Origin of the sequence: Baaleninema simplex PCC 7105 (genome assembly GCF_000332355.1) — a bacterium.
In the GTDB taxonomy this organism is placed as follows: Bacteria; Cyanobacteriota; Cyanobacteriia; order Cyanobacteriales; family Geitlerinemataceae; genus Baaleninema; species Baaleninema simplex.
Window position 1 is genome coordinate 2,656,274 of record NZ_KB235958.1, and the last position, 26,035, is coordinate 2,682,308.

A 26,035-nucleotide genomic window follows, 5' to 3' on the forward strand; every position below is an offset into this window, starting at 1 on the left:
CAAGACCCAGGAAGATGAGCGCATTCGTAATGCAATCGAGGGGAAATTTGGGACAAGGCCAAAAGAAGATTCAGCTTAAGTCGTGTTATGGCTAAACTGCCTAATACTTCGGAAACCTCCATCGCTCTGACCTTTTTAGTGTATGAACCTGGTGAAGCTGAGCCGGCAGTTTTACTGTCTTTTTTTGTGTTCAATTTTTCCCAAACTTCATAATTTTGTCGAGAAATATTATTGTAACTTATAAAGTGGACGAGTTAAGTCAATTCAGATTTATACCTTGAGCAAGACGGCTTCTTGTTCATTTTCCACCCCCAGCTTTTGATAACTTTTTCAGCAAACCCTACGGTAGACAGCAACAAACTGCTGTCACCCTCCCTAATTTTTAATGAGGAGAAGAATGTCTGTCACCTCTCAGTTCCGTTTGAGTGTCATCCACCCCAACGGGAGGTAGATGGCAATGTGGTGAGTGTTGACTTGGGTATTAACACCACCGCAACCGTTGCAGTCGTGAATTTTGACGGCACTGTAATCCATCGTGAATTTATTCACCCTGGAAGAGACATCGACGAAGTCGCCGCAGCCGCAGGAACCTGCGTCCTGCGGAACGGCGACCGTCGAGACAAACGGCTGAAATCGGTATCGAAACGAGCCAGTAAGACGATGGGGAAAGGTGGAAGTCTCCAGAAAGGCTTCTGCTCTAATACCTATCGCAAATGCCGTAATATCAACCGTCAAATCGGACAGATCGTCTCGAAGCGCATTGTCCAGATTGCCAGACAATTCAAAGCCGATGCCATCGTCTTTGAGAACCTGAAAGGATGGAAAGCTAAAGGTGGACGAAAACGGTCTAACCTGCGCCAACGCTTTCATGGTTGGCTCAAAGGGATGATTCGAGATTTTACTGAAATGAAGTGGCTTGAAATTGGCGGTAAGGTTGTTGATGTCGTTGCCGCTTATACCTCAAAGCTGGCTTATGACGGGAGTGGAGTGGTGCGGCGGGACTCCAAAAACTATGCTCGGGCCAAATTTTCTTCGGGCAAGCGGTACAGCGCCGACCTAAACGGGGCGCTGAACATTGCTGCCCGAGGCATTCTTAAGCTTACGCGCAGAAATGACCGTAAGGAACGCTCCAGCAAACGTTCTGGACGTTCGCCGGTGAAGCTGGGCTTGTCTGTGTGACCTGTGGACTAGCACAGTTTCAGGTTAGCACCGACACCCCCACCTCGCGCCCTAGCAGGTGGGGTGAGCTTCATTCGGCGAAAATATGAGTCTGAGGTAGGTTGGACTTCGGCAACGCTGCCGTCCAGGGGTGGAGCGAAGTCGAAACCCAACAACAGGTCATACTCTATCCGTTTCCGATAAGCTGGGTTTTAAGAAGTCTTCACGCCCAGAGGCACAGAGGACACAGAGAGGGGCTTGTCTAACTGGGGCAAACCCGTGTTTTAGTCCTCGACTCCGATCGTTGAAAAAAGCGATCGCATTGGAACGATATTTCTATCGGCGATCGCCAAGTTTTAAGTTTTTCAGTGTTTCAATTTTAAATTAAACGATACCATTTGGTTGTCTGAAAACCTGCACCACCGTTTACATTTTTTCCGAGCATATTCACCGTAGGCAGAGGAAAATATAATCGTTGGTTAGGCTGAACGGGTAAGTTACCTCGAATATTTTGAGCGTTGACTAAAACATTTTGTCGGAGGTTCTGAGGAACATTTAAATTTCCATTCGCCGGATCGTTTCCCTGCGCGACTGTTTGGTGTATGGTTTTTATTCTGCTAGTCAAGAAAGCACTGAGATGATGTAAACGGGAATCAATTATCGCGAGATATTCATTAACGATCGCCCGTAGCATCGCCTGAGCTTTTGGACTCGCAATAACATAAGGAAAGTTGTTATCTGCATACCAGTTTGCGATATCGTTCTGGGGGCGATTTTGAAAAAGCTGAAGTAGATTTTGAGGCGGTTGGTATTGCCAAGTTAAATCTTGTCGCGTGATGTGAAGGTTCTGTGCTAACCCGCTATTATATCCGTTCACCATGCGATCGAGAATTGCCCCTTCACTGAGAGCGTCACCCAAACCAAATCCGAGAAATCCCGATTCGCCGATTGAAACTAGGTTCCAACCCATTCCAAACCCATTCGGATGATGGTTGAGGTATTGCAAACCGTTTTTGATATAACACCAAATTCCTTCTTGCATGAGCCGGTTGTTATACACGCTGGCTGTATTGGAATCTAGGGATAAAACATCTATCTCGTTGGTGGCTAACGGATTGTTTCCCGTGTGAGAAAATATTTTGTCGAGCCTCAATTGAGAATACTGGTTGTTGAAGTTAACATTTCCTCCTGCCGCACGAAGTAGCGTTCCGTACATGGCAGCTTGAATCACGCTCGCACATTCTGCCACAGTCGGGCCGATGAGGAAATCTCGAATGGCTTGTGCGGCATTTCCTCCTGGAACGTTCCAGGTAAAAGGACTGATGAGATTGAGATGTAGCGACCCCGAAAAACCTTGTGCGTGAATGCCTCGTAAATTGGTAGGAAGTTCGCTGACATACCAAATTCCACTATTATAAATAGCGCGATCGGGTAACGCACCGCGTAGAATGGCTCGAAATGAAGCAGCTCCCCCCGCTCCCATCACTCCCGTCGGAGGTAAAGCGGCGATCTCGTCGTTGCGATCGCGTTCCACGGCTGCCATAATTTCGGCGAAACTTTGGGCTTTTGCTTCGGGAGTATTGGCGATCGCGGTGTTTAAAAGGTTTGCAGTAGTCGGTAATGTATTTAGCGCGGGTGTGACGTTCGCAATGTGGTCTAAACGCTGGTTAAAGACAACCCCATTTATCGCTTCTGTACGATGCCATCGATTTGCCCTCTGGTACTGAATTCGTACGTTAGCGATCGCAGTCATATCGTCTCTTGCAATGGAAAAATAAGCATATCCATTACCATCTGTAACTGCTGCGACGGGGGCGACCTGGTTTACAGAAAGATTGACGTTAATTCCCTGTAGCGGCCCTGGAGCGTTGTTGTGAATCTGTCCGTAAATACGATCGACCACTCGCACCGCTAGAATTGCGAGGTTTCCGGCGGCATTAGGAATGTTGTTGGCCTGGTGAGCTAATATTGTAAGTGGCATCGTAAGTTCTCAAATAAACTGCTAAAAAAATTCTCGGCGAATGGCTATTCCGTCTTTTTTAGGACTCCAAATTTCCGCCTTGCATGAGAATTAAAGACTCGACCGCTTCGTTTTGCTCGCCAGAAGACATCTCGTTCCAAAGCTTGAGTTGAGATTCGGGTTTCGATGTCTCTTCATCGCCTAAAGCCCAGGTATAATCGAGATCGCCCTCACCCAACGCCGATGACGGTTCGCGACTTCCGCCTTGCATGAGAATTAAAGACTCGACCGCTTCGTTTTGCTCGCCAGAAGACATCTCGTTCCAAAGTTTGAGTTGAGGTTCGGGTTCCGATGTCTCCTCATCGCCTAAAGCCCAGGTATAATCCATCTCATTGTCGAACGATGCGGCTTCAGACCAACTCTCGACGGCGTTGAGGTTCGAGGTGGCGTCTCCTTCGGCGTCCATCATGCGATCGAATTCGGCGAACTGGTCTGAAAGTTCGACTTCCATCGCTTTCGCTGGCGAGTCAGGGGTCTCAGGGGGAACCACTTCCACCGGAACGTATCGAGCGGCGTCTGAGAGAGATGAAGATGGCGTTTCCTTGATTTGTCGATCGAACTCTTGAAAATGCGGTTCGAGTTCCAACGCTTCCCAGTACTCGTGACTGAGTGCTTCGGCTTCTCGATTGTCCCGTAAGGCTTGGAGTTCGCTGCGAAGCGATCGCAGTTGGGTCGTGAAGGCTTCCGAATCTGACGAAGGCTGCGATCGCGCGTCTCCTAACGCCCGAATTTCATGTTGAATTTGTCGCAGTTGTTCGGCGGTCGAATCGGTTGAAGGGGGTGCGGGAGTGTTTAACGCTTGCACCTCTTGACGAAGTGCTTCAACCTGATGGGTTAAGGCGTCGGTGCGATCGCCTTTAGCTTCAACTGGCGGTGTCGTGTCCTCTCTCGACTCGGTATCGACTTCAAAAGACTGAGCCTCAAACGGTATCGCCTCCGTCACAATTTCGTCAGCTTCTTGATTCCAAGAACTGGCTTCGACGTAGTTTGGCTCGACCGCGTCTTCGTTCCAGGAACTGGCTTCGGCGTAATTTGGCTCGAAGTGAGGAGACGAGTACTCGAGAGCGATCGGTTCGTTCGCGTCAAACGCGCGAGCTTGCGTTTGGCGTTGGTTGTAACCGTTTCCTTCGACCTCGATCGCCTCGTTGTTATCGAAGGATTTGGCTTCAGTGTAGGACGGTCGAGACCGATCGCGGGGACGCGTCACCGAGCGATCGAGTTTGAAGATCGACCCTTTCCCAGATGGCGGCGTGCGATCGAGTGGGGGTGTGGGTGAGTTCGAGGTGAGTTTTCGTTCGCGCAAGCGGTGCGTCGCACGATCGAGATCGAACAGTCGGTTTGAGGAGTGAGATTTTTTCATCGTCGTGTCTGAGTGGTTGCGTGCGATCGGGAATTCGTTAGGTTGAGTTAGGGGAGGGAGGTGGAGAGCGGTTTTCCGAGACTGGAGAGTCCTAGCCGCTGTCTAACGAGGCTTCGATCGCTCGCATTTCTCGATCGCTCGGGATATCGTTAAATCCCGAGAAATCTCGATCGCGTTGACTGGCTGAGGCGGCCAAAAAGGCTAAACCCAATCCCAACAGTTGCGCGAACACGACGAGAAAACCGAAGGTATAGATAAAGAAGGAGACGATGAGGGGAAGCGAGGCGTTGGCCACTCGACGTGCGACCCGTGCGATCGTCTCGAATGCGGTCAGGTCAAAGGTGCGATCGCCGCTAAAACCAAACGCGACAGTGGCCAGATCGTCGCTTGGGGGGTCGCTAGTTGCGAGAGAGGCCGGTAAAGTCTGTGACGAGAACTGAGTTAGCGCGTATCGAGGCTCTCTTTTGACTGAGGCGAGGGCGTTCGGAGCTTTGACGGGAGGCGGCGACCGACGGCGATCGCTAGAGGGCTTTCCCAAATCGATAGCCTCGTCAAATTCATCAAAACGGGGATCGAGAGAGTGGGATTGCGCGATCGCTCGTTCTCGATCGCTGTGTTCGTCGTCGATGGCTTTGTCAAATTCGTCAAAGGGAATTTCGACCTCGACAGTTCCTAAATCGAACGCGGTGGCGTAACTCATTTCTTCGCGAATGTCGCCGAAGGCTTCGTGAAGTCCGTTGTTCGCGGAGTTGTTGGAGGGGTCGATGTCGTTCTTGTCGTTCTGAACTTCCGTTATCTCGTTGTTTGAACCTCTCGAGCGATGGCCGTTCTCAGTAAGTTTTACGTTCTCTACTTGAGAGTCGAGCGGTCGATCGCCTGTCATCATGCGTTCGGGAACGGATTCGGGACGGGTAGCGACATCGCCGAGTCGATCGATTCGACGATCGACGGAAGGAGAAGGGGCCCGAACGTGGCGATCGCCGACGATAATAGGTTCTCCGGTATCGAAGATGTAAGATTCAAACTGTATTCGGGGTGTTGGTGGAGGGTGAGACGGGGAGCGTTGCGCGCGATCGGGTTTTGTCGGTCTTCGAGTCGGTCTTTGACTCGCTCTTTCTCGAGTTTGAAGGGAATTTTCTAACTCCAGCAAACGATTTTGTTTGGGAGAGCTGCGATCGGGCGATCTCGGAGCTGCCAAATTATCAGAATTGTTAACGATATTGTCTTCAACGATATTTTGAGTTTCGGAACTATACGGTTCGGGAACTGGGCGTTTGGGAACCGGGGAATATTGGCTCGATCGACCGCGACCGAGCAGCTCGCGTTCGAGGGCGAGAAGGCGGTTTTTAGACTGAGATTGTCGATCGAACATAGGATAATTTTAATTATTTATAACGTGTAATCGGACAAGCTTAAGTTTTTAACGTTAAAGTGATAATGGCATAGCGATCGAGGGCAACTTCGAGCTTTCCAGGTTGAGTTTTTAAGCGATCGCGATCGATGAGAAGTTGAAGTTGAGTTTCGCTAGCCGTTTGAATCGGGACTTTCACACCATCGAGAACCGCCACGGGAAACTCGCGATTTTCGGGGTAAATCATGAGGTTTTGTCCCTCTAAACGCAAAATACTTCGCCCGTTTTGTCGAAAGAATCTCGCGTGTGAGACGACGGGTGAATTTTGGCGGCGACGTTCGCGATCGAGGATGTGAGAGAGATGTTCGCGATCGAGGGTTTCTCCTGTATGCGCGTCTAAATCGATCCCTTTCTCTTCAATCGTTCGTTGTAAGTCTTTGGTTGAATAAATTCCAAGTTTTTTAAGAGTTTTGTTTGCTTCTTTCGGTAAATCTATCTCGTCGATCGAGATATCGTCGTGACTGAGCGGATCTTTCGCGATTTCTTGAATTTGATGATCGCGAATCGAACCCAACTGAAAGGTGATTTTCGATGCGCCTGTTTCTCCTGGCTTTGCGGTCGTGAAGTGAACGTTTTCGCCGTCGAATTCAGGAAATAACTGTAAGTCTAACGACATATCTTTGACCATATACGTTAGCTTGCGATTTGCACCTTTGACCGATAACGTATCTTGCGCGCGATCGAGTTCGTAGATTAGCGCGTCGAGAAATGTATTTAAGTGCCAGGGTCGGTTAGTGGTCACGATCGATCGTTAGATGTAGTTTAAGACGGTGAAAGACGGGCATAACTGTCGTTTCTATGGTTTGGGTGGGAGCCGAACCACCGATCGAAACTTCTCCAGATTCGTCTGCATTGACTTGCAGTTCTAAGGGCATTTTAATATCGATCGATTCGACGTGCATCGTACTATTAGAATCCGGATCTTCTAAGAGATCTTCCCATCCCGTCAGTTGTTCTACCACCTCAGCAAAGGGAGAATGAAGGGCGTGTAGATTGATGTTAGAATTATTGGTTTTAGAATCGTTTGTGTTCATTTATTGTGTTACAATTGAGGAGGAAACTCTTCTTTAGGAATCAGATTAACTGGAGTCGTCGGCACAGGGCGATCGAACAGAACTTTCATACCATTGAGGGTGACAAACTCAGTAGACAGTGCGTTGGCAATCCCTGACGAACTTAGAGATAGACTCCGAACTGCCATCTCAGAAGACGTTTCATTGGGAAAACGACCTTTCATGTCTGCTAAAGCTTCCAAAAAGATAGCTTTAGCTTTAGGATAATCTTTATCTGTAACTGCCTTCACTGCGGGAGCGACATATTTGTCGTATATATGCTGGTAGATTTCCTTCGCTTCCCGTTCCGACTGTTGATTGAGCGTGTCGATTACATTTTTGGCCGATCGATAATACTCAATAGCAGCCTTCGCACCATCCTTGCTTTTAATCAGAACGTTATCCCGATACCACCGTAGTGCTTCGAGTTCGTCGCAATTGTCCTTTTTTCCTAATGCCAAACAGGTTGCCGTTGTAATGTAGCAACCACCATTGTTTCTCGGTCTGGGTCGCCCTTGTGGAGGACGAACATAGTTATTATTTTGGCGATCGTAAGGCGAATTCCAAGGCCCTGATAACCTTTGAGTAATATTAAATTGACCTTGCCCAGGACCAAAATAATCAGTTTCAGAACACCTGACATACAATCCTGCATTGGTTCTAAACCAGGAATCCCCAGAAGCCTCTTGGGTTTCACCTGTGGTTAAATCTTCCGCAGCCATATCACTTATCGCATTGTTGTAAACCAGGTTATAGCTGGGATCGTACCAATCTCCCTGATACGCAACAACGTAGTGATTGTCCCATAGGTAGCGCCCTTGCAAAACTCCGTGAGTATTGTAGACATGAGCAGGCAAGCTAAAAATACCAGCAAGAGGATGAGCTGAAATAAATCCGAGTCCCCCGTTGTTATAGGAATCGACCCTATCGTTAAGTCCAGGAACTTGGCCACATCCAAAGGGATGAGGACAAATTAAGAGAGCATACAAAGCACCCGCTAATACAGCGCACTGTCCTTGATTTCTGACATTCCTGCCTTCGAGTGCTTGTCTTCCATCTGCTTTCGCGCCGCTATTTGGAACCCATTGCCAACCATCTGCTTGAAATCTCTGATGCAAGCAATTCATGAGCAGTGTCATGTCAAATGCTGGAACGGGATGCATCAAATTACGGCGACGGTTATACTCCGTAATAATTGCTTCTCCTCTTGTCCTTGCTGGTGATGGGGGTACATTGCCTGTCAGCGTTAACGGTGCGTTCAAAAGAGTTGTATATTCATTGGCCACGATCTGTTTTCCTCCTTATTGACCTGATGTGCTAGTACCCACAAACCGAGCAATATTGGGAATGGGAAAATAAACTGTTTGCTCGTTCAAATTCAAGACTCGCCCGTTCGCATTGCTATCTACAACCTGCTTGAGAACGACGCGATGCAATTCGATTTCAGGATAGACCCAGAGAGCGGCACGATCGCCTGTATAGCCTTCAAATTCGACTTGTGTGCGAGCCAGTTTTTGGAAGTTTTCTTTAAATTCACAACACCGAAGCGCTGTAAGTTCTTTTTCGCTTAAGCGCGATCGCCCTGAAACTTCATCCAGTAATTCTGAAAGACGATTTAAACTCAAAATTAAACCCGTTTTCAGTTTCGCTTTTCGCTCGGTTATACTGCCTTCGTTCGTCGAGATTAACGTTTCCATTCGCGCGTTATTGTCTCGGTCTAGCTCGAGAACGTAATAGTATTTGCAATCGAGGGAAATACTCACTTCATCTTCGCTAAATTCCCCCTGCCAAACTTTGTGCCAGTAGGGACGATATTCTTTCGGATCGTTGAGAGGAATAGTTTGCTCGCTACCTTCAATGCGATCGAAGAAATACTCGCCCACCAAACTGACTAAAACCGTGGTACTCGTTCCCATCCGTTTCGTTTGTCCCGTGCGACTCGATCGCGCCGTCCAAGTCAACACCGCACACAGTAAATACTCTTCGTTCGGATGCAGCGATCGCAACTGTTGCTGGCTCAACTGAGGCATCACCGCGAGTTCTCCCGATCGCAAGTTTTCGAGGCGATGAGTTTTCTCGATTAAAACCTCTAAGGTTTCGGGATCTTTAACGAAGAATTGAAGTGTCCCTTGCGTAATCGGACGGGGGGTTTCTAACACCAACGGAAACGCCAAATCGCGATCGATCCGATATAGCACCTTCGATCGCCCCCCCGTCGTCTGCGGGCGAACGTCGTTAAACTGGAGGCGAACCCGTTCCTGGCGATGATAGGGCGGTTCCGAACTGTAACGGTCGTTGCGAAGGGGTAACAAATCGCGATCGCCGTCATCAATTTCTACTTCGATCGCGCGATCGAACCCCGGAAAATGCTTGCCCGCATCTAACGCACCTTGGGCGATCGTCCCCAACAACACCCGCGTTCGCACCGGATTCGACGCGATCGTCCGCACCGTTTCCGGGTGCAGAGAACGTCCCAACAACGGCATTAACGCCGGTAGGCGATCGAACACTTCCGGCGGCATCATCGCGCGACCCGGAGGCAGTGCGTAGCCGTTAAAACTCATGGCTTTCGCCGTACTCGGCGTTTTTTTGAGGTTCTGAAGTTGCGAGATCAAGCTCACAATTCGATCGAGCGTATCCGGGTTTTGCAGTTGCGTTTTAATCTGTTTCGGGTCAGCTCCCGTTTTAGGGATCAAACTATCGAGCAAGCTCGTAATGCCAGTCACAGCAACTCCGGCTTCCGGGCCGAAAATCCCCGTGAGAATGGGTGCAGCAACGGGGGCGACGGATTTGACGGCGTTCACCACACCCGAGGCAACTTTGCCCACCGTTTTGATCAGACCGTCAAAAAATCCCATACTCTCGCTGTAATAGGATTCTTGGTAACTGAAGGGAACGGTATCGACAGGTTGGTTTTCCATGGCAGCAGTCTCGGTAGAAAACGATCGAGCGATGGGATAAGAGCGGACGGGAACGGTCACGATGTCGGACAGGGCCGGGCCGGTTTTATCGGGAGTGCGGTAACTCAGCAGTTGGACGTAACGATAGCGAGGGTCGAATCGCTCTCGAGGAACTTCTAAAACTGTGCGACCGAGGGTTTCTGGAGCTAGAGGCCCCAACAGGGGAGAGACAAACCGCGCGTTTTCTAAAAACGCCAAGCCGTTATGCTTGAAGCTGCGATCGTCGCCAATGGCGTAGATGTAGAACCGATTCGTCGTGCCGATATCGATACGAAAACGGGCTGTTTTGTCGGTATTGGCTTCAAATTGGACGATCGCCAGTGCCATTGGGAGCTGTGTTTGAGGTTTTGAGAATCGCGGTTTGAGGGTCGATCGAGAACTTTACGGGTTAATTCACAGAGGAATTAAGGAGTCTGGCCGTTTTGCGGTTGCGTTCCGTCGGTTTTCGGTTTCACTGAGCCGGGGTTGTCGCGGTTCATCAAAATATCCCTGAAGTTTTCCAAGGGGAAATAATCGGTTTTGAAATTGATTTCCACTTCGCCGCGCACTTGCGTACTCGAAGTTGTCGCCGCCGCACTTTGCACTTGAGCGGTAGATACAGAAATTTGTGTCTTCGTCGTCTGGCGAGAGGAGCCGAAAAACCCGAAAAAGCCGCCCATAGACCGACGGCGAATTTTTTGGCGTTGCGTGTCTTGCTGTCCGGCGTCGGCTTTGCGAATTTGCTCTTGAGCGCGAATTTGGAAATCGATATTCGCTTTGACTTTTCCGTTATCGACCACCAACCGCGTGACTCCCATCAGCAGCATTTCTTCGAGAAGCTGTTGGTGTTGTCGTACCAGTTGGAGCTTCGCTTGCAGGACTTCGCCGCGAATGTCGTCGCTGGTGGTATCGACGGGGTTGCCGCTGGCGTCGCCGAGGTTAATTTGACTGCTTTGGTCTCCCGAGTCGGAAAATAAATCGCCGCTGAAACTATCTGCACCGAGGAGTTGAAAGCGGTTCGGTTGCGTTTCCGAGAGAAATGCGTAAGCCGTAGCGTCGTCGATGGTGTTGATAAACTTACTCGCCGGTTGGGTGATGCGATCGACCAAATCGGCGTAGGAGTCCATCTGCTCCTTCGTGACCTCTAAGTTCGCATCGAAGACGCCTTTGAGTAGGTCTTTGACGAACTGCGGAAAATCGACTTGTCGCAACGTCCGTCCGGCGATCGCCCCTTGTTGGTCGATACGACGGTTTAGGTGGCGGCTATCGTCGATGAGATCCCCGGCGGCCATGGCGTCGGCGAGGGCTTGCTGTCGGGAAAACTGCTCGGTCAGTTCGCCGACGCGATTTTTGTAAAGACTGAATTGTTCGGGTTTGGACAGTTGGCGAAAGCTGGGGTCTTTCCCGAGTTCTTCTCGAGCCTGGGCCCTGGCTTTTTCGGTCAGTTGCGTTCGATCGGTCATCGTGTAAATTCCTCCCTATGTCTTCGTTCCTCTCGGCTTACCAGCGATCGAATTCGTCGTCGCCGACGGTACTTCCAGCGAGGTTGTCGTTCCCCGACACGCTTTCGTAGTCGTAAATAAACCCACCACCGCTGTCGTAGCGTGGAGGCGGCGCAGCCGAGGGAAGCGGTTTCGGCGATCGCTTCTGCGGCGAACCCTCGATCGTTTCTTTGGCTAACACCCAAGCTTCAACAGCGTCGAGCAGTTTCTCGAACTGAGACGAGGTCACTAAATTTTCGTTAAAGTTGGCGATCCACTGAAAGATAGTGTTTCCTTCGACCGCGAGGGTTTTGATGGTTTCGGTATTGGGAGCCGAGCCAAATTCTTCGCTGCAAATGCGCTCGATGGTATTCCACAAACTTTGACGACGACCGCCGAAGTAGTTACGAACGTCTTCGCTGTTGATAATGTCGATGGCTTCTTGCAGGTGGTTGTAATCTTCCGTCACTTGCAAGTGCGCCATCCCCGTCATGTGGTCGGATAGGTTGTACTGAAGGTCTCGCGTCAGTTGGTAAATCCGCGCGTTGGACACGCCGCTGTTATACCAGTTGTTCCAATAGGCTTTGCGCTCGGTTTTGTAGACGTATTGCATCACTTCGGCGATTAACTGATCCCACAGGGTCGTAAAGTCCGAGTTGACCGACATCCGCGAAAGGACTTGTCCCTCGCCTTTGTTGAGAACGCGCTTGTAGAGCATGGCACGTTCTTCAGGGGTCGATCGCTCGTCGCGGCGTTTGTGAAAGCGATACAAGGCCGACGCAGTGGTTCCGTCGGGAATGTCGAGCAGACCGCTGGCCCAGCGCAACACCAAAACGTTGGCGACATCGAATACGCGCATGATTTCGCCAATGTAATAGATGTAATCGAGCGCTCCGGCGGCGAGGATGTTGTTTTTGCTAATGCCTTGTTTTTCAACGCTCTCGAAGCGATCGACGGCGAAATCCCAGGTACTTTGTCCGCCTCGGGAGTAAACTAAGTCGATGGGGTCGTCGGTGGTGGTTCCGCCGGTACGGGCTTCGTGATAAGCCAGGGCGAAGTATTCGTCGTAAGCGCCCGCACCGAACTTTTCAGGATCGATGTTGAGGTTGAGGGTGACGAGGCGATCGAGCATCTTTTCTTTGAGGCTGGGCGTGAATTCGATCGCGTCGATATCGCCATTTTGAATGTATCGATCGAGGTAGTAGTAGAGTGCGCCCCGTTCGTAAACGATGTCGAGCAAGCGATCGACGGCCGGTTCGACATCTCCCGAGGTGATGGGAATACCGTTTTCGGCGACGAGTTCGGGCAACACTTGCCATTTCACGTCTGTTCCATCGACCGTAATATGTTTGGCGTTGAGGACGTATTGCAGCAGCTTGGCTTGAAAAAAGGTTTTCGGCTTGTCGCTGACGTGACGCAGTACGGCGTTATAGATGCCGCTTTCGTCGGTGGCTTTTTCGCTGTCGATGGCGATTTTCACCATCGCGGCGTAAACGGTCGAGTTCGAGAGGAGCAACCGCACGGTATCCTCGAGATCGCTGGCGCTGTTGAGGCGATCGGATACGTTCGCCACCACCCCCGACAGACCCTGTTCGACGATCGTGGCAGTCGAGGTACTGTAGGGATATTTTTCGGCGTACTCGATCGCGGTATCGTTGAGGGCGAGTTGGGCGTCGCGATCGACGCTCTGGGGCGGATCGATTTTTAACGCTACATCTGCCGAACTGCTAGTGGTAATGTTTGTAAAAACCATAGTTGACCAAGAATATATCGATAGAAATTGCTAGAAATACGTTGTTTTTGTGGCGTCGAGCTTATGATTTTAAGTGGCGTTTTTCGACCTCATAAAACGGCTTCTAAAACCCAATTTACAGTTATCGATTCTCGAGCTTCGTTCGCTTTTTCGGGAATAATATTACAGGCAAACACGAAACTTTGAGTCGGTTGTAACGTCAAACTCGTCGCCGATCCGATCGCTTGCCATTTTCCGTTAATCTTCACGAGCAGACAGCCGATCGCCGCTTGACTGTCGCGATAGCCCGCACCCGCAGGAGCGTCCGAGCCAATAGGGGAAATGGCGTTTGCGTTAAAGTGCGTTTTCCATTCACCGTCGGGGACGAAATGGAGGGTTACGGTGCGATCGAACGGATTGGTAAAGGTCTGTTCGCCAGCCGCTTCGACGCTGAAGTTATCTCGCGTGACAATACCAGGACAGGTTTCGAGAAACCAAAATACCGTCACGCTACCGTCGTTATCTTTAAAATGACCGTCGTTACAGAAAAAATTGGCACTTTCTCCGGGTTGTAAAGCGATCGTTTTTTGCGCTCCGACGAGGGCGTATTCTGAAGAACTTCCCGTTTTAAAAATTAAGGCTGCTCCATACAGTTTCGGTGCGATCGTCGAACCGTAAGCTCGATTCATGCCGGTGAGGATATTCACCCACGGCCACTTTTCAAGGCTGTTCTTACTCAGCGTCCATTGAGCCGTTTTATCGGGAACGACGGTGACTTGAACGGTGCGATCGAGCGGATTGATAAAGGACGCGCCCACTTCGCTAACCGCTTCTACAACAAACTGACCGTGACGTAGAACCATTGGTGGTTCGAGACCCGTTCCTTCGATCGTTTCGCCTTCCTCAAGACCGAACAGTTGGCTCAGAGCGTTCCAATTTTCCGTCGAAGCGGTTGGTGCGATCGAAGGTGTCGGTGTTATCGAATCCGCATCGGTTTGACTCAAATCAAACAGTTGGCTTAGGGCGTTCCAGTTTTCAGTTCGTGCCACGCGATCGTCCCTCCGTTAACTGAGTTTGGTGTCTAGTAATCGCAGCGCGTCGAGCAAGTTTAACTTGCCAAACCCGGCTTTTTGATGTTTGAAGCGTCGATCGACTTTATCGGCAGTTTGTTGGAGTAAATATTTAATTTGCCGATCGAGTAAATTGACGCCTCGTTTGACTCGGGCGTAAGATTTCAACAACGCAACGGCTCCCGTTACGAAAGGGGCGGCGTGCGAGGTTCCCGTGGAAAAGGCATAATCGTTTTTAACGTAGGTGCTATAGATATCGGTGCCGGGTGCGACGAAATCGACTTGTCTGCCGTAGGTTGAAAAGGGCGCGATCCCCCCGAGTTCGTCGATCGCGCCGACGGTAATGACGTGAGGTAACGCCCCCGGATAGTACAGTTCTTCTTTTCCGTCGTTTCCCGAGGCGGCAACGATGGTAACGCCTTTGCGTTGGGCGTAGTCCACCACTTCTTGATGGGGCAGTCCGCCACCTGAATTTTTAACCCCCAAGCTCATGTTGATGACATCGGCACCGCGATCGATCGCCCATTTAATCCCCGAGTTGATGTTATCGACGAGTCCCGATCCCACCCGCTTCGTCCCCTTTTGCATCGCCCCGAGAACGCGCACCGGTAGGATTTTGCAGTTGGGAACGACGCCAGGGGGGATGTTCGTACCTTTGGCTGCAATAATTCCGGCGACGTGGGTTCCGTGTCCCACTTCGTCTTCAGGATCTTCGTCGTAGCCGAGATAGTCCCCGACGAACTGACCCGCACCGTCGATGATGTTGACGAAATCGTATCCGGGGACGAGAACGTCTGCCAGTTCCGGGTGGTCGAGATCGATGCCGGTATCGAGTACCGCCACAGTGATGTTGGCGTCTCCACGCGCGTACAGTTGGTGCGCTTCGGGTAAGCCGATGGCGTTGCGGGAGTGCCAATCGGTTTGGAGACTGGCCGCACGCGATCGCATTTCGGGGAGATCGGCGTACCCGATCTCTCCAATGCTGGCCGCTTCGACGAAGGAAAGTTGGCGTAACTCGCGGATCAGTTCTGGGGGAACGGATCGATCGTGTTGGAGAACGAGGCGGTAAATGCGATCGAGTCCGCTGTCGATTTCAGCTCGACTCCAGGTGCGATCGGCACTGGTATATTCTCGGGCAACCCAAACGGGTCGCTGATATTTGGCAAAAATAGCATCTATGTCGGGATGCAGCTGCGTGGGTCGAAATTTTTTGTCGGGACTTAATACTTGCCAGTGAGGAAGAACCTTGGCTGATGCCAACGAACGATTCAGTTTGAGCCGAACGTGCCATTTCATCAGACGCATTTACCCCGATCGGTTGTTGTTAGGATGTCACAACAAAGTCCCCAACGGCCAAGAGTTGTTTGGAATATTTAAACTTAATCTACAAAACTTCATGCTCGCTTTTCGGATGATTTCGATCGAAAAATAGACGAAAAGCTTGCCCAATAAGTGTTTGGAAGATTCGATCGCTTTTGGGATAGTCTTTAAAATTATCAAGACTTCACAAATACCATTTTTTTTATTCATTTATCGATTTGCAGTGATTCGATATTAAATTTAATAAAAGCTAATAAAAAATAAAGCGAGCCAGAGGGCGATCGCCAACTCGCCAACTTGGATACAAGCTAAACCTAGCAAACCAAACCGCTCGAACGGTCGTTCGAGTCGAGAAAATTCAACCGCAATCTCTCAGTTTGAGCGCGACGTGATTGTCAATTAAAGCCAAACTTCCATCGTCTAAAGTCGCACTAAACGATTCAAAAAAACGACGGGGTTTCGGGGGAAAATGTGCGAAGTCGAATTGCGCGTCTCCATCGGCGATGTTCGCCCAAAAATAACGAAGACTGGGAACGAGGGGTTCGGCTTCTTCCTGAGATAAATTTAAGGGTTCGCCCGTCAGCAAGCGCAACATGAACGGACGCGATCGATCGCCCATCCAAGTTCGAGAAATGCGAGATAAATCGTTCCACCCTTCCACGCCTTCGACTCGTCCCGATTCGATTTGCAGCCAAGAATTGCCGTGGAGATCGGTGTAGTATTCCAAAATGCGGTAGGGATGGGGATACGTCACTGTCGAACCTGTGGTGATGTCGTAAACGCCATTAAAACCAGCGACATCTTGGACGTGGAGATGTCCTGTAAACACCAATTGGACATCGTGCGATCGCAACATCTCCCGTAAAACTGGGGCGTTATCCAGCATATATCGCCGACCGAGTTTGTTCTGCGACTGACCCGGAAGATGTTCGATGATGTTGTGGTGAACCATCACCAACACCGTTTCGTTTTGCAGTTTGTCGAGAACCTCCTCCAACCACTGAAGTTGTGGACTGTCGAGAACTCCGAGTTGTCGTCCTTCGGCGTCGAACTGATTGGAATTTAAGCCGATGAGGTGCAACCCCGGCAATAGTTCGCGAGTATAGTAGAGGCGATCGCGATCGTCGTATCCGAAATCACCGTAATAATGAGTGAAATCGCCAAGTCCGATGGAGCGATCGTCGGCGACAGGAACGGGAACATCGTGATTTCCTGGGATGACAAACGCCGGATAGGGAAGTTTCGCCAGTCGGGAAGCCAGCCAACGGTGGTTTTCCGGTTCGCCGTGTTGGGTGAGATCGCCGGGAATCAGCAGAAAATCGAGATCGGCGTCTCGCAGGCGATCGAAAATCGTTTCTAAAACGGGAATGGAAATTTCGACGAGGTGAAAGCGACTGGGATTGTCCCATACTGTCTCGGGTAGGGCGATGTGTAGGTCGCTGACGATCGCAAATCTAAAATTTCGCATTATATATATCTTGGCTCGCTCTTGAAGTGGGCCGTCGTTGGATTGCCTTACAGTCCACCTCAACAGTGTAGCGAGACTCGATCGCTCGCTTCTAGGCGACGGCAAAATTTTCGATTATCGTTGAGGGGATGAGGAGGTAAGGGGATAGGGGAGCCAGGAAAAACACGATCGACTATCAACCGTCAATTATCGAACGTTTCCCATGAAAAATATAAAGATATTGCAGATCGTTCCCTCGATTTCCCTGGTATATGGCGGTCCGAGTCAGATGGTTCGCGGGTTTTCCGAGGCGTTAGCCCGTCAGGGGGCTGACGTGACGGTGATTACCACCGACTCTAACGGCGATGCGGGACAACCGCCCCTCGAGGTTCCCCTGAACCAACCCGTTTCGCAAGACGGTTACACGGTTTTGTATTTTCGTTGTTCGCCGTTTCGCCGCTACAAGTTTTCGTTGGGGCTGCTGCGGTGGCTGTGGACGCACGCCAGCGATTACGACATCGCCCACATTCACGCTTTGTTTTCGCCCTTGAGTAGTTTCTCGGCGTGGGTGGCGAGACATCGGGGACTTCCTTACGTGTTGCGTCCTCTGGGAACTCTCGATCCGGCGGATTTACGGAAGAAACAGCAACTCAAACGACTTTACGCGGCGTTGCTGGAACGGGAAAATTTGGCGAAGGCGGCGGCGATTCACTTCACCAGTCCCGAGGAAGCCAAGATTTCCGAACGGTTTGGGGTCAAAACCACCGATTGGGTCATTCCGTTGGGCGTGACGCCGCCAGACGATCCCGACAACGCCGAGGAGATTTTGCAGAAGTGGGGAATCGAACCCACCCGTCCGCTGGTCTTGTTTATGTCCCGCATCGAACCGAAGAAGGGCTTGGATTTACTGATTCCGGCGTTAGAACGGTTGGCGGATAGGGGGGTTGACTTTCAGTTCGTGTTGGCGGGAAGCAACCCGCAAGATCCTCGATACGAGAAAACGATCGTCGATCGCGTCGTGTCGTCGTTGAAAAACCGGGCGATCGTAACGGGATTCGTCGGTGGCGAGGTAAAAGCGGCGTTGTTGTATAGGGCGGATTTGTTCGTTCTCCCCTCCTATTACGAGAATTTCGGAATTGCGGTCGCGGAGGCGATGGCGGTGGGAACGCCGGTTTTAATTTCCGATCGCGTGCAGATTTGGGAAGCGGTACAGGGGTCGGAATCGGGATGGATATCGTCGTGTACGGTGGATTCGGTATTTGAGGGTCTCTCGGAGGCGTTGTCCGATCTCGAGGACTGTCGCAGACGGGGGAACAACGCTCGCCTCTATGCTTCTCAACATTACAGTTGGGACGCGATCGCGCAGCAGGCGATCGAAGCCTATGGTTCGGTGACCCGTCACCCGTCACCCGTCACCCGTCACCCGTAGGGTGCGTGACTTGAAGAACGGGGTGTAGATCGTGAGACCGATCGATCGGTCACGCACCGCCAATGTACACCGCCCATATACAAGGGTGCGTGTTTATCAGTGTAGAGTGCAGAGTGTAGAGTCGAGAGTGTTAATTCCGGGGCGCAAGGGAAAGAGGGAGCAGTGGAGAAACTGTGAACGTTTCCCTGTCTTCACTCTTCCCTCTTCCCTCTAGACTCTTCACTGATACGCACCGCCCCAACCGAGAGATGATGCAATTGAAGAGATGAGGAGAAATATCGAGATGAAACGATGGAATTGGAGTGTGGTGTTAAACCTCGTAACGTTGGCGGTGTTGGGACTCGTGGCGACGTTGCAGTTCGTCAGTCCGGCATCGGCACAGTTTTCGCCTTCCGACCGGCAACCGCGACCGGTAAAATGGGAATATCGCTCGGTCTCGACGACAGAAGAAACCGATCCGGGTGGAGAACGGTTCGTGCAAGAGATTCGGGATTTGGGAGATTTGGGGTTTGAAATGGTCGCGTGTTTGTACGCTCCCGATCGCGATCGCGACGAGTCAATGACCGCCTGTTATTTCAAACGTCCGAAGTAAACCGAGTTGAAACTTCAGTGACGACTGAAAGTCCGTACAAAACACCCCCCAATTTCTCAAAGGCGATCGGGGGGGTTGGCTCGTTTGGAAACGGCTGGCGATCGTGAAGTCCGAGCTTGAAGAGAGAGTGTTTTAACGCGTCGAGATCGGCTTGGCTTCTACAATGTTGGGTTTGAGGGGAAGACGCACGAAAAATTGAGTTCCCAACTCCGGTTGCGAACGGTATTCTAGCTGTCCACCGTGCTGTTGCACGACAATTTGATAGCCGATCGATAAGCCGAGACCTTTACCTTTTCCGACTGGCTTGGTCGTAAAAAACGGATCGAAAATTTTGTCTCGAATTCGATCTTGAATGCCGTTCCCATTGTCTGAAATTATGACTTCTACCCAATTGTCTGGGGTTTGACAAGTTTGAATTAAAACTTTAGGCTGCCAGCGATCGCCTCGGGTTTTTGCAGCTTCTGTAACAGCATCGATCGCGTTATCGATCAATCCTAAAAAGACTTGATTGAGCGAACTGGCATAGCCTTCAATTTTAGGAAGTTCTACGTAATTTTTAACAATTTCCAGCGTAAAGTCACTCACTTTATCTCGACAGCGATGTTCGAGAATGGATAAAGCTAAATCGAGCGAGTGGCAGACATCAATTTTTTGCAGTCCAGCGCGATCGTTGCTCGAAAACTCTTGCAACGATACGACAATTTCTCGAATTCGTTCCGCACCGTCTTTCATCGAAGATACGACATTTTTAATATCTTTAACGATAAAGTTAATGTCGAGATCTTCTAGCTGTTCGAGAAAGTGTTCTCGCGAAAAATTGGGATTTTCAGCAACATCTCGAACCAAAGAAGATAGCGTGCTAGTATATTCGTTGACGTAGGTTAAATTTCCGTAGATAAAGCTAATTGGGTTGTTGATTTCGTGGGCGATTCCCGCAACCAAACGCCCCAAACTCGACATTTTTTCGCTGTGAACCAATTGAGCTTGAGCGGCTTGTAACTCTTGCAGAGAACGGCTCAATTGGTTGTTGAGATGGTTCAGACGAAGCCCCGCCCGAACGCGTGCCAGCAACTCTTCCGTTTCGATGGGTTTAGAAATAAAATCGTCAGCCCCGGCATCCAAACCTCGAACGCGATCGTCGAGGTTTTCTCGAGCTGTCAGCAAAATAAAAAACACGGCTTCTAACTCCGGTTCTGCCTTAATACGGCGACAGAGTTCCAACCCGTCGATTTGCGGCATCATCCAATCACAAACAATTAAGTTCGGACGATGTGTAAGGGTGAGTTCCCAGCCTTGCTGTCCGTCCTCTGCAATTAAGACTTCGTGTCCTTCACTTTCGAGCAAGTCCTGCAATAGAAGTTGAGTGGTGATTTCATCGTCGATCGCTAAGATGCGTGTCATACCTGGGTCGATCCTTGCGGCATAATATCAATCTGCAATAGAGAGAGAACCTCGTGCCGCCTTACGGGGTTTCTTCCTGTTGGCTGGCGACGAAGGCTCGAACCCGTTCGAGATCGGCGGCCAACACCTTGACGATCGCGCCGGCCTCCCCCAAGCAATCGGTTTGCGCCAGCTTTTCCAACGCGGCGGCCCGGTCGGACATTCCCTGCGCTCCCACGTTGGCTGCGGCTCCTTTCAGGCGATGTGCTTTGGCGATAACGCGATCGCGATCGCTGGCTTCCAAGGCGTTCTCGAATTCCTCGAGATCCGTTTGCGTCGCCTGCACGAACGCATCGAGCAACCGCTTTTGCAAGCTGACTTTCCCTCGCGAAACTTTGTTCAGGCGATCGAGATCGAGAGGAAACTCGTGCGTTTCGGGACTCGAGACCTCAGCCGCTGCTTTAGCGTTGGCTGACGTTCCGTTGTGGACGTTCGCGAGATCGGTCTCGCGTTCGGGATCGTCTTTCTGGGGAGCGCTCCCCGTCCAGCGTTCGAGGGTTTTAACGAGAACCTCCAAATCCACGGGTTTGGGAATGTAATCGTCCATTCCGGCCGCCAAGCACTTCTCGCGATCGGCGGGCATCGCGTGAGCGGTCAGCGCGATGGTTGTGGTGTGCCGCACGTTCCCTTCACGTCGGCGCAGTTCGCGGGTGGCTGCGTAACCATCGAGAACGGGCATCTGACAGTCCATCAGTACGATATCGTACTGCGTTTTACCCAATCGTTCCAAGGCTTCTTGACCGTTCGAGGCACAGTCGGCGTGACAGCCGAGTTCCTCGAGTTGAGACAAAATCACCTGTTGGTTGGTGGGATGGTCTTCGACGACGAGCAACCTTAAGTTGGAAAAATCGATAGAAGAGAGGGGTTTCGGCGGTTTGGAAGCGGCCAGTTCCTCGCTGTCCCCGATTTTGGGTGCGATCGCCGCGATCAACGCATCGAACAGCCGCGACGCGCGAACGGGTTTGAGAAAGTAACTGGCGGCACCGCGATCGAGGAGAGCTTCGGCAGTACGCTGGTCTTTAATATTGCTCATCACCACCACTTTCGTCTTCGTCAGTACTGGACGGTTGTTAATGGTGTCGAGGAAGTCTTCGAGAGCGATGTCCGACAGTTGTAGGTCGAGAATCAAAATATTGAAGGGACGAGACGTTTGGGCAGCCTTCTCGAGATGCTCGAGAGCCTCTTCGCAGTTTCCCACGTTCGTAATATCGTCCATGCCCCAAGACTGTACTAAATATGCTACAGACTGGCAGGTGGTGGCGTTGTCGGCAGCCACGAGCAACCGCAAGCGGCTCATGTCCAAGGGTAACATCGGCAACGCCGAGGAGGGTACCGAGTCAGCCAGCTCTAGGGGGGCGGTAAACCAGAAAATCGACCCGATACCTTCAACGCTTTCGACGCCGATTTCACCGTCCATCAACTGCACCAGTTGCTTGGCGATCGCCAGTCCCAATCCCGTACCGCCGTACTCTCGGGTGGTGGAAGTATCGACTTGGGAAAACGACTGGAACAGTTTTGTCTGACCTTCTTTAGAGATCCCGATTCCCGTATCGCGCACGGCGAAGCGAATCGTCGCTGCTTCGGGCGTTTCTTCCGTGACCGCCGCCTGCACCACCACTTCTCCTTGAGCGGTAAACTTAATGGCGTTACCGACGAGGTTCAAGAGAATTTGCCGCAATCGTGCCGGATCGCCGCGCAGGTGGCGGGGAACGTCGCGATCGAGTAGCGTCGCCAACTCTAAGCTTTTTTCTTCGGCTTGGGTGGCCATCACGTCGAGAACGTCTTCGATGAGGCGATCGAGGTCGAAGTCGATCGCCTCGAGTTCCATTTCCCCAGCTTCGAGCTTAGAAAAGTCGAGAATATCGTTAATCAACGTCAGGAGGTGTTGGGCGCTGCGCTGAATGGCTTGGACGTACTCCCGTTGTTGCAGCTTGAGGGCGGTACGGGACAGCAAACTGGTCATTCCCAGCACGCCGTTCATGGGGGTACGGATTTCGTGGCTCATGTTGGCCAAAAAGTCCGCTTTGAATTGGGCGGCGCGTTCGGCTTCCACGCGAGCGTTGACGAGATCGTCGATCCGTTCGGTCACGATGATGATACCGCCGATGTTACCTTCGGGACAGTACCAGGGGTGAATGGCCGATCGCAGGTAGACGTGGCTTCCGTCCGATCGCTCCCACACCATTTCGGGATTCGAGATGACTTGCCCCGACAGGGCTTGGCGATGGTCGTTTTTGCGGTCTTCGGTTAAATCGGGGAAGATCTCGTAATGATGGCGGCCGAGTAAGTTTTCGCCGTCGAGGTTGTAATCGTCGATCCACTTGTCGCTAAAGGCCAAGTAGCGCATTTCTGCATCGAACATAGCCATGGCCACGGGGGCGTTCGTGACCACTTGGCGCAACTGTTGTTGTTCTCGTTCGAGAGAGGCGATCGCCCGTTGGGTTTCGGCGTACAGGTGAGCTTGGTTGACGGCGATGCCGAGTTGGGCGACGACTCGGCGCATCAGTTCGAGTTCTTCGCGGTTGAGTTTGAAGGGGAGGCTGTGGCGACAGAGAAGATATCCCGGCGATCCCAAGCGGGTGGGGATGGGAAAGGCCGAGTAACAGTCGGGGGTCAGTTCGAGGAGTTCGCCGGAGGGTTCGACCCGGAGGGTCAGGGCTTCGCCCTGTCGCAACTGCACGTCGAGATCGGTATTGGGATCGATCGATCGTAGCTGTCCGTTCCACTGGGGACGTTCGACTTGGCAGTATTGAGAAACGATTTGCAGGGTTTGGTCGTGGCGATCGTACCACGCGAAGGCGATACAATCGAACACCAGCAGGTCGGTGAGTTCTTTGAGGGTCGGCGGTAAGGTTTTGTCGAGGTCGAGGGAGGCGTGAAGGCGGCTCGTCAGACTGTTGAGGAGCGATTCTCGGGCGGCTCCCGCCCGAGTCCGTTCGGAGTCTTGGATTTGCCGTCCGGCTAAGAGGGTCGCCACGGTGAGGATGACCCCGAGAACGCCCGTCAGGATGTTGAGCGATCGCAGTTGGTTTTCGATATTTTCGCGGGGGATGACCAGGGCGATCGACCAATCGTCGAGGGGTTGGTGCGCCACGTAGACGACTCGACCGTCGATTTCGGTGCGTTCGATGCTGCGATCGCTATCTTTGAGCTGACGCGCGATTTGCACTTCGGCTTCGGCCACCTTGTCGAGGTAGTTTAGGGTCGGTTCGCCCGTTAAGGTGGGTTCTTTGGGTTCGAGGTAGGCGATCGGGTCTCCGCGATCGTCGATGGCGAAGGCATAGCTGCCCGGGCCGTAGTTGAGACGGTTGACGACTTTCGCGAACTGCTGGATTTCGATCGCCCCGGTCACCACGCCGATCGGTTGGCGGTCTGTCGCATTGGGATCGTTCCAAATCGGGGCGCTTACGGCAATAATGGGAATGTTGGAGAGCCGGGCTATCAGAGGCTTGCTGACTTGAATCTGTCCGTCCATCGCTTTTTGGAAGTGTTCGCGATCGGCGAGGCTGCCCGTTTGTCCCCACTGGTTGCGAAACGAGCCGTCGGGCAAGACCAGCGATAGAATCAGAAAGTTATCGAGACGTTGGGTTTCTTGTTGGAGATAGGGTTGAATGCGTTCCCAGTCGAGACTGCGTGCCGTCGGCGTACTCGAAATTGCTTCGATGTAGGTTTTTTGGGTGGCAAACCAATCGTCGATTTCGTTAGCACCTTCTTGGAGCGCTGTCGAAGCGCTTTGTTTGAGGTTGTCGAGGAGGAGTTCTCGCACCACTTGATAGCTCAGCCAAGCGGTCAGACTGACGCCGAGGGCTAAACTCCCTAAAATCAGATAAACCAGAAGATGGCGAGGACGCCATCCCGATTGGTGGCGCTTCGTCCAGCGATGCCACAGTTGTTTGAGATCGATTTGGGACAGCTTAGAAGAGCTAAACACCGTATCTCCTTTCTTTTCGCTTGACGATGGCGCTCTACCCACTGAATCTAAAAAATATGGTAGAAATGGCTAAATAACAGCCGCTAGAGCGTCGAAACGGCTGTTTAAAAGAAAATTTAGTTGAGTTAATATCTTAATACTTTTTTTATCTTTACTTAGCTTAACACTCCGATCCTGAATTCTCAAGTCAGATTGGCTGTTACGAATCGCTAAGGCGTATCGCCAATATCGAATCGGGACTACAGTGGGCGATGGCTCGTTCGTTTCGACCTCTATCTTCGATGCTCAAATATTGCGATCGCTCGCCCCCAACCTCTGAGAATCGAGCCAATGTCGCAAATCCGCTTCGCTGTCAAAGTCCAACAGGTTCACCCCCAACTCTTCCACGCCCTCGAGCGGCAAACGGCGCACCCGCTCTACCAACTCAGGCGCGATCGCTCCCAAGCGACGTTCGAGCAAACGCAGAACCAAAGAAAGCTCTTGCTGGAGACCCTGTTGTAGACCCTGCTGAAGACCCTGTTGGATGCCTTCCTCAATCCCTTCTTGTTTGGCACGACGCTCGACACTGGTGACGTACTGCATACGCTTTTCCTCCTCGATTTGACGCACTTGTTGCCAAAATTCCTGTTCTAACGCCTCGGGCAAACTCATCAACCAGTCGATGAAATGAAATAAGTTGATGATATCTTGGGCGCTGTAACCCAGTTCGTACAACCGCCGAATTAGAGACAGTTTCCATTGTTGGCGCTCTCTTCTATTATGGCGAGTTTCTTGAGCTTTGAGGTGCGCCATGACCACGGTGGCAAAGGGGTTGGTGCTGCGTTCGAGTTCCGACCAGCGTGATCGATAGTCGAGTAGTTTGACAACAGGGAAAACAAAGCTGATGCGACAGCCAAACAGTTCGTCGTCAAAGGTTTGGGGGCGCCAAGAGGCGCGATCGTCTCCCAAGACGGCAAAGCTGGCTACTTGGCGAGAATAGCGATCGCGGATGCGGTAGTGGTATTGAAACATCCGTTCGGCAAAATCCCGTTCGGGCTGGCTTTGAATTTCGACGTGAACCAATACCCAGGCTTCCGAACCGTCGGCGAGATAGACCTTCACCAGTTTGTCGGCTAAACGCTTGCCCGAATCGGCATCGCGCACCACCTGTTGCAGTTCTTTGTCCAAGAATTCGATGGGGCGCGTCCAGTCGATGCGATCGCTCGCTTGGGGAAAGAAAAAGGCGATAAAGGCTTCAAAATAGGCTTCGAGCAGTTGTTTCCAAGGGCTGTCGAATTCAGTACTCGGCTCGCTCATGACAGTGTTCGGTACGAATTGTAAGAATTGTACGATTTTTTAGCGGGACTTAAACGGTAAAAAAGGTAAAATAAAAGCAAAACCCTTGACTGACAAGGATTTAAGGTGGAGAGTGTCCCCATGAGAGAGACCACCCCAGCCGCTATGCCACCCTGCTTTGAGAAGTGGTGCAAGCGTTTCGACCCCGACTTCAAAACCCAAGCACAAAAAAAGGGGTTTAGACACTATTTGGGAGGATTACTCGGGGAAAGCCAGCGAAAAGACATAACTCAGATGGCAAACGACTCGGTGGGAGTGGTTTACAACCGCTTACATCATTTTATAACGGAATCCCCTTGGGAGGAGAAGCGTATTAAC

General features: G+C 51.4%; 19 protein-coding genes and 1 pseudogene. 5 read left to right on the forward strand and 15 right to left on the reverse strand.

Translation table 11 applies throughout. The features are described from left to right. Both GEI7105_RS37315 and GEI7105_RS39915 read left to right on the forward strand, forming a co-directional pair. Window positions 1–141 (forward strand): annotated as a pseudogene (locus tag GEI7105_RS37315) (transposase); the annotation flags it as partial. Window positions 142–318: 177 nt separating this feature from the next. Beyond that, the gene (locus GEI7105_RS39915; RefSeq protein WP_245555408.1) at window positions 319–1,179 is read left to right on the forward strand and encodes an IS200/IS605 family accessory protein TnpB-related protein; all 861 of its coding nucleotides are present in this window, start codon (window positions 319–321) and stop codon (window positions 1,177–1,179) included. Between the two features lie 358 nt (window positions 1,180–1,537). On the opposite strand, the gene GEI7105_RS0113705 is transcribed toward GEI7105_RS39915, so the two are convergent. The 12 genes from GEI7105_RS0113705 to GEI7105_RS0113775 all read right to left on the reverse strand — a co-directional run bounded on the left by GEI7105_RS0113705 (window position 1,538) and on the right by GEI7105_RS0113775 (window position 17,014). After that, window positions 1,538–3,139 carry a hypothetical protein gene (locus GEI7105_RS0113705; protein WP_017661024.1) on the reverse strand — a complete coding sequence of 534 codons (1,602 nt, stop codon included), beginning with the start codon at window positions 3,137–3,139 and terminating at the stop codon, window positions 1,538–1,540. A 58-nt stretch (window positions 3,140–3,197) separates the two neighbouring features. Further along, window positions 3,198–4,538, reverse strand: coding sequence for a hypothetical protein (locus GEI7105_RS0113710; RefSeq protein ID WP_017661025.1), 1,341 nt, complete (start codon window positions 4,536–4,538; stop codon window positions 3,198–3,200). 91 nt (window positions 4,539–4,629) lie between these two features. Then, window positions 4,630–5,910, reverse strand: coding sequence for a hypothetical protein (locus tag GEI7105_RS0113715; RefSeq protein ID WP_017661026.1), 1,281 nt, complete (start codon window positions 5,908–5,910; stop codon window positions 4,630–4,632). A gap of 40 nt (window positions 5,911–5,950) precedes the next feature. After that, complete coding sequence (locus GEI7105_RS0113720; RefSeq protein WP_017661027.1) at window positions 5,951–6,691, reverse strand: hypothetical protein; 741 nt, start codon at window positions 6,689–6,691, stop codon at window positions 5,951–5,953. Then, window positions 6,681–6,983, reverse strand: coding sequence for a hypothetical protein (locus GEI7105_RS30525; protein ID WP_017661028.1), 303 nt, complete (start codon window positions 6,981–6,983; stop codon window positions 6,681–6,683). The genes GEI7105_RS0113720 and GEI7105_RS30525 overlap by 11 nt, the downstream gene beginning before the upstream one ends. Before the next feature lie 8 nt (window positions 6,984–6,991). Continuing rightward, complete coding sequence (locus tag GEI7105_RS37320) at window positions 6,992–8,287, reverse strand: hypothetical protein (protein ID WP_144053801.1); 1,296 nt, start codon at window positions 8,285–8,287, stop codon at window positions 6,992–6,994. Window positions 8,288–8,302: 15 nt separating this feature from the next. Beyond that, window positions 8,303–10,288 (reverse strand): hypothetical protein, encoded by a 1,986-nt coding sequence (locus GEI7105_RS0113745; protein WP_017661032.1) that lies wholly within the window; start codon window positions 10,286–10,288, stop codon window positions 8,303–8,305. A gap of 77 nt (window positions 10,289–10,365) precedes the next feature. Further along, on the reverse strand, window positions 10,366–11,403 hold the full coding sequence (locus GEI7105_RS30530) for a hypothetical protein (protein WP_017661033.1): 1,038 nt from the start codon (window positions 11,401–11,403) through the stop codon (window positions 10,366–10,368). A gap of 37 nt (window positions 11,404–11,440) precedes the next feature. Further along, a complete protein-coding gene (locus GEI7105_RS33500) occupies window positions 11,441–13,174 on the reverse strand; it encodes a hypothetical protein (protein ID WP_017661034.1) in 1,734 nt (577 codons plus the stop codon). A gap of 89 nt (window positions 13,175–13,263) precedes the next feature. Beyond that, window positions 13,264–14,202, reverse strand: a complete 939-nt coding sequence (locus tag GEI7105_RS0113760; protein ID WP_017661035.1) for a hypothetical protein — start codon at window positions 14,200–14,202, stop codon at window positions 13,264–13,266. 15 nt (window positions 14,203–14,217) lie between these two features. Further along, window positions 14,218–15,519, reverse strand: coding sequence for a S8 family peptidase (locus GEI7105_RS0113765; RefSeq protein WP_017661036.1), 1,302 nt, complete (start codon window positions 15,517–15,519; stop codon window positions 14,218–14,220). 382 nt (window positions 15,520–15,901) lie between these two features. Further along, window positions 15,902–17,014 carry a metallophosphoesterase family protein gene (locus tag GEI7105_RS0113775; protein WP_144053925.1) on the reverse strand — a complete coding sequence of 371 codons (1,113 nt, stop codon included), beginning with the start codon at window positions 17,012–17,014 and terminating at the stop codon, window positions 15,902–15,904. Window positions 17,015–17,213: 199 nt separating this feature from the next. Between GEI7105_RS0113775 and hpsP the strand changes: the two genes are divergently transcribed. Both hpsP and GEI7105_RS0113785 read left to right on the forward strand, forming a co-directional pair. Continuing rightward, window positions 17,214–18,419: a hormogonium polysaccharide biosynthesis glycosyltransferase HpsP gene (gene hpsP, locus GEI7105_RS0113780; RefSeq protein ID WP_026097646.1), complete on the forward strand. Its 1,206-nt coding sequence runs from the start codon at window positions 17,214–17,216 to the stop codon at window positions 18,417–18,419. A 283-nt stretch (window positions 18,420–18,702) separates the two neighbouring features. Continuing rightward, complete coding sequence (locus GEI7105_RS0113785) at window positions 18,703–19,011, forward strand: hypothetical protein (RefSeq protein WP_017661040.1); 309 nt, start codon at window positions 18,703–18,705, stop codon at window positions 19,009–19,011. A gap of 132 nt (window positions 19,012–19,143) precedes the next feature. Here the strand turns inward: GEI7105_RS0113785 and GEI7105_RS0113790 are convergent, their stop codons facing one another. The 3 genes from GEI7105_RS0113790 to GEI7105_RS0113800 form a co-directional block, all read right to left on the reverse strand. Then, window positions 19,144–20,412, reverse strand: coding sequence for a sensor histidine kinase (locus GEI7105_RS0113790; RefSeq protein ID WP_017661041.1), 1,269 nt, complete (start codon window positions 20,410–20,412; stop codon window positions 19,144–19,146). A 61-nt stretch (window positions 20,413–20,473) separates the two neighbouring features. Further along, the gene (locus tag GEI7105_RS33505; RefSeq protein WP_017661042.1) at window positions 20,474–24,382 is read right to left on the reverse strand and encodes a response regulator; all 3,909 of its coding nucleotides are present in this window, start codon (window positions 24,380–24,382) and stop codon (window positions 20,474–20,476) included. Between the two features lie 285 nt (window positions 24,383–24,667). Beyond that, window positions 24,668–25,678, reverse strand: a complete 1,011-nt coding sequence (locus GEI7105_RS0113800) for a DUF4351 domain-containing protein (protein ID WP_017661043.1) — start codon at window positions 25,676–25,678, stop codon at window positions 24,668–24,670. A 120-nt stretch (window positions 25,679–25,798) separates the two neighbouring features. Between GEI7105_RS0113800 and GEI7105_RS39920 the strand changes: the two genes are divergently transcribed. Beyond that, window positions 25,799–26,035, forward strand: a 237-nt coding sequence (locus GEI7105_RS39920) for a transposase (protein ID WP_245555409.1), incomplete at its 3' end; no start/stop codon positions are given.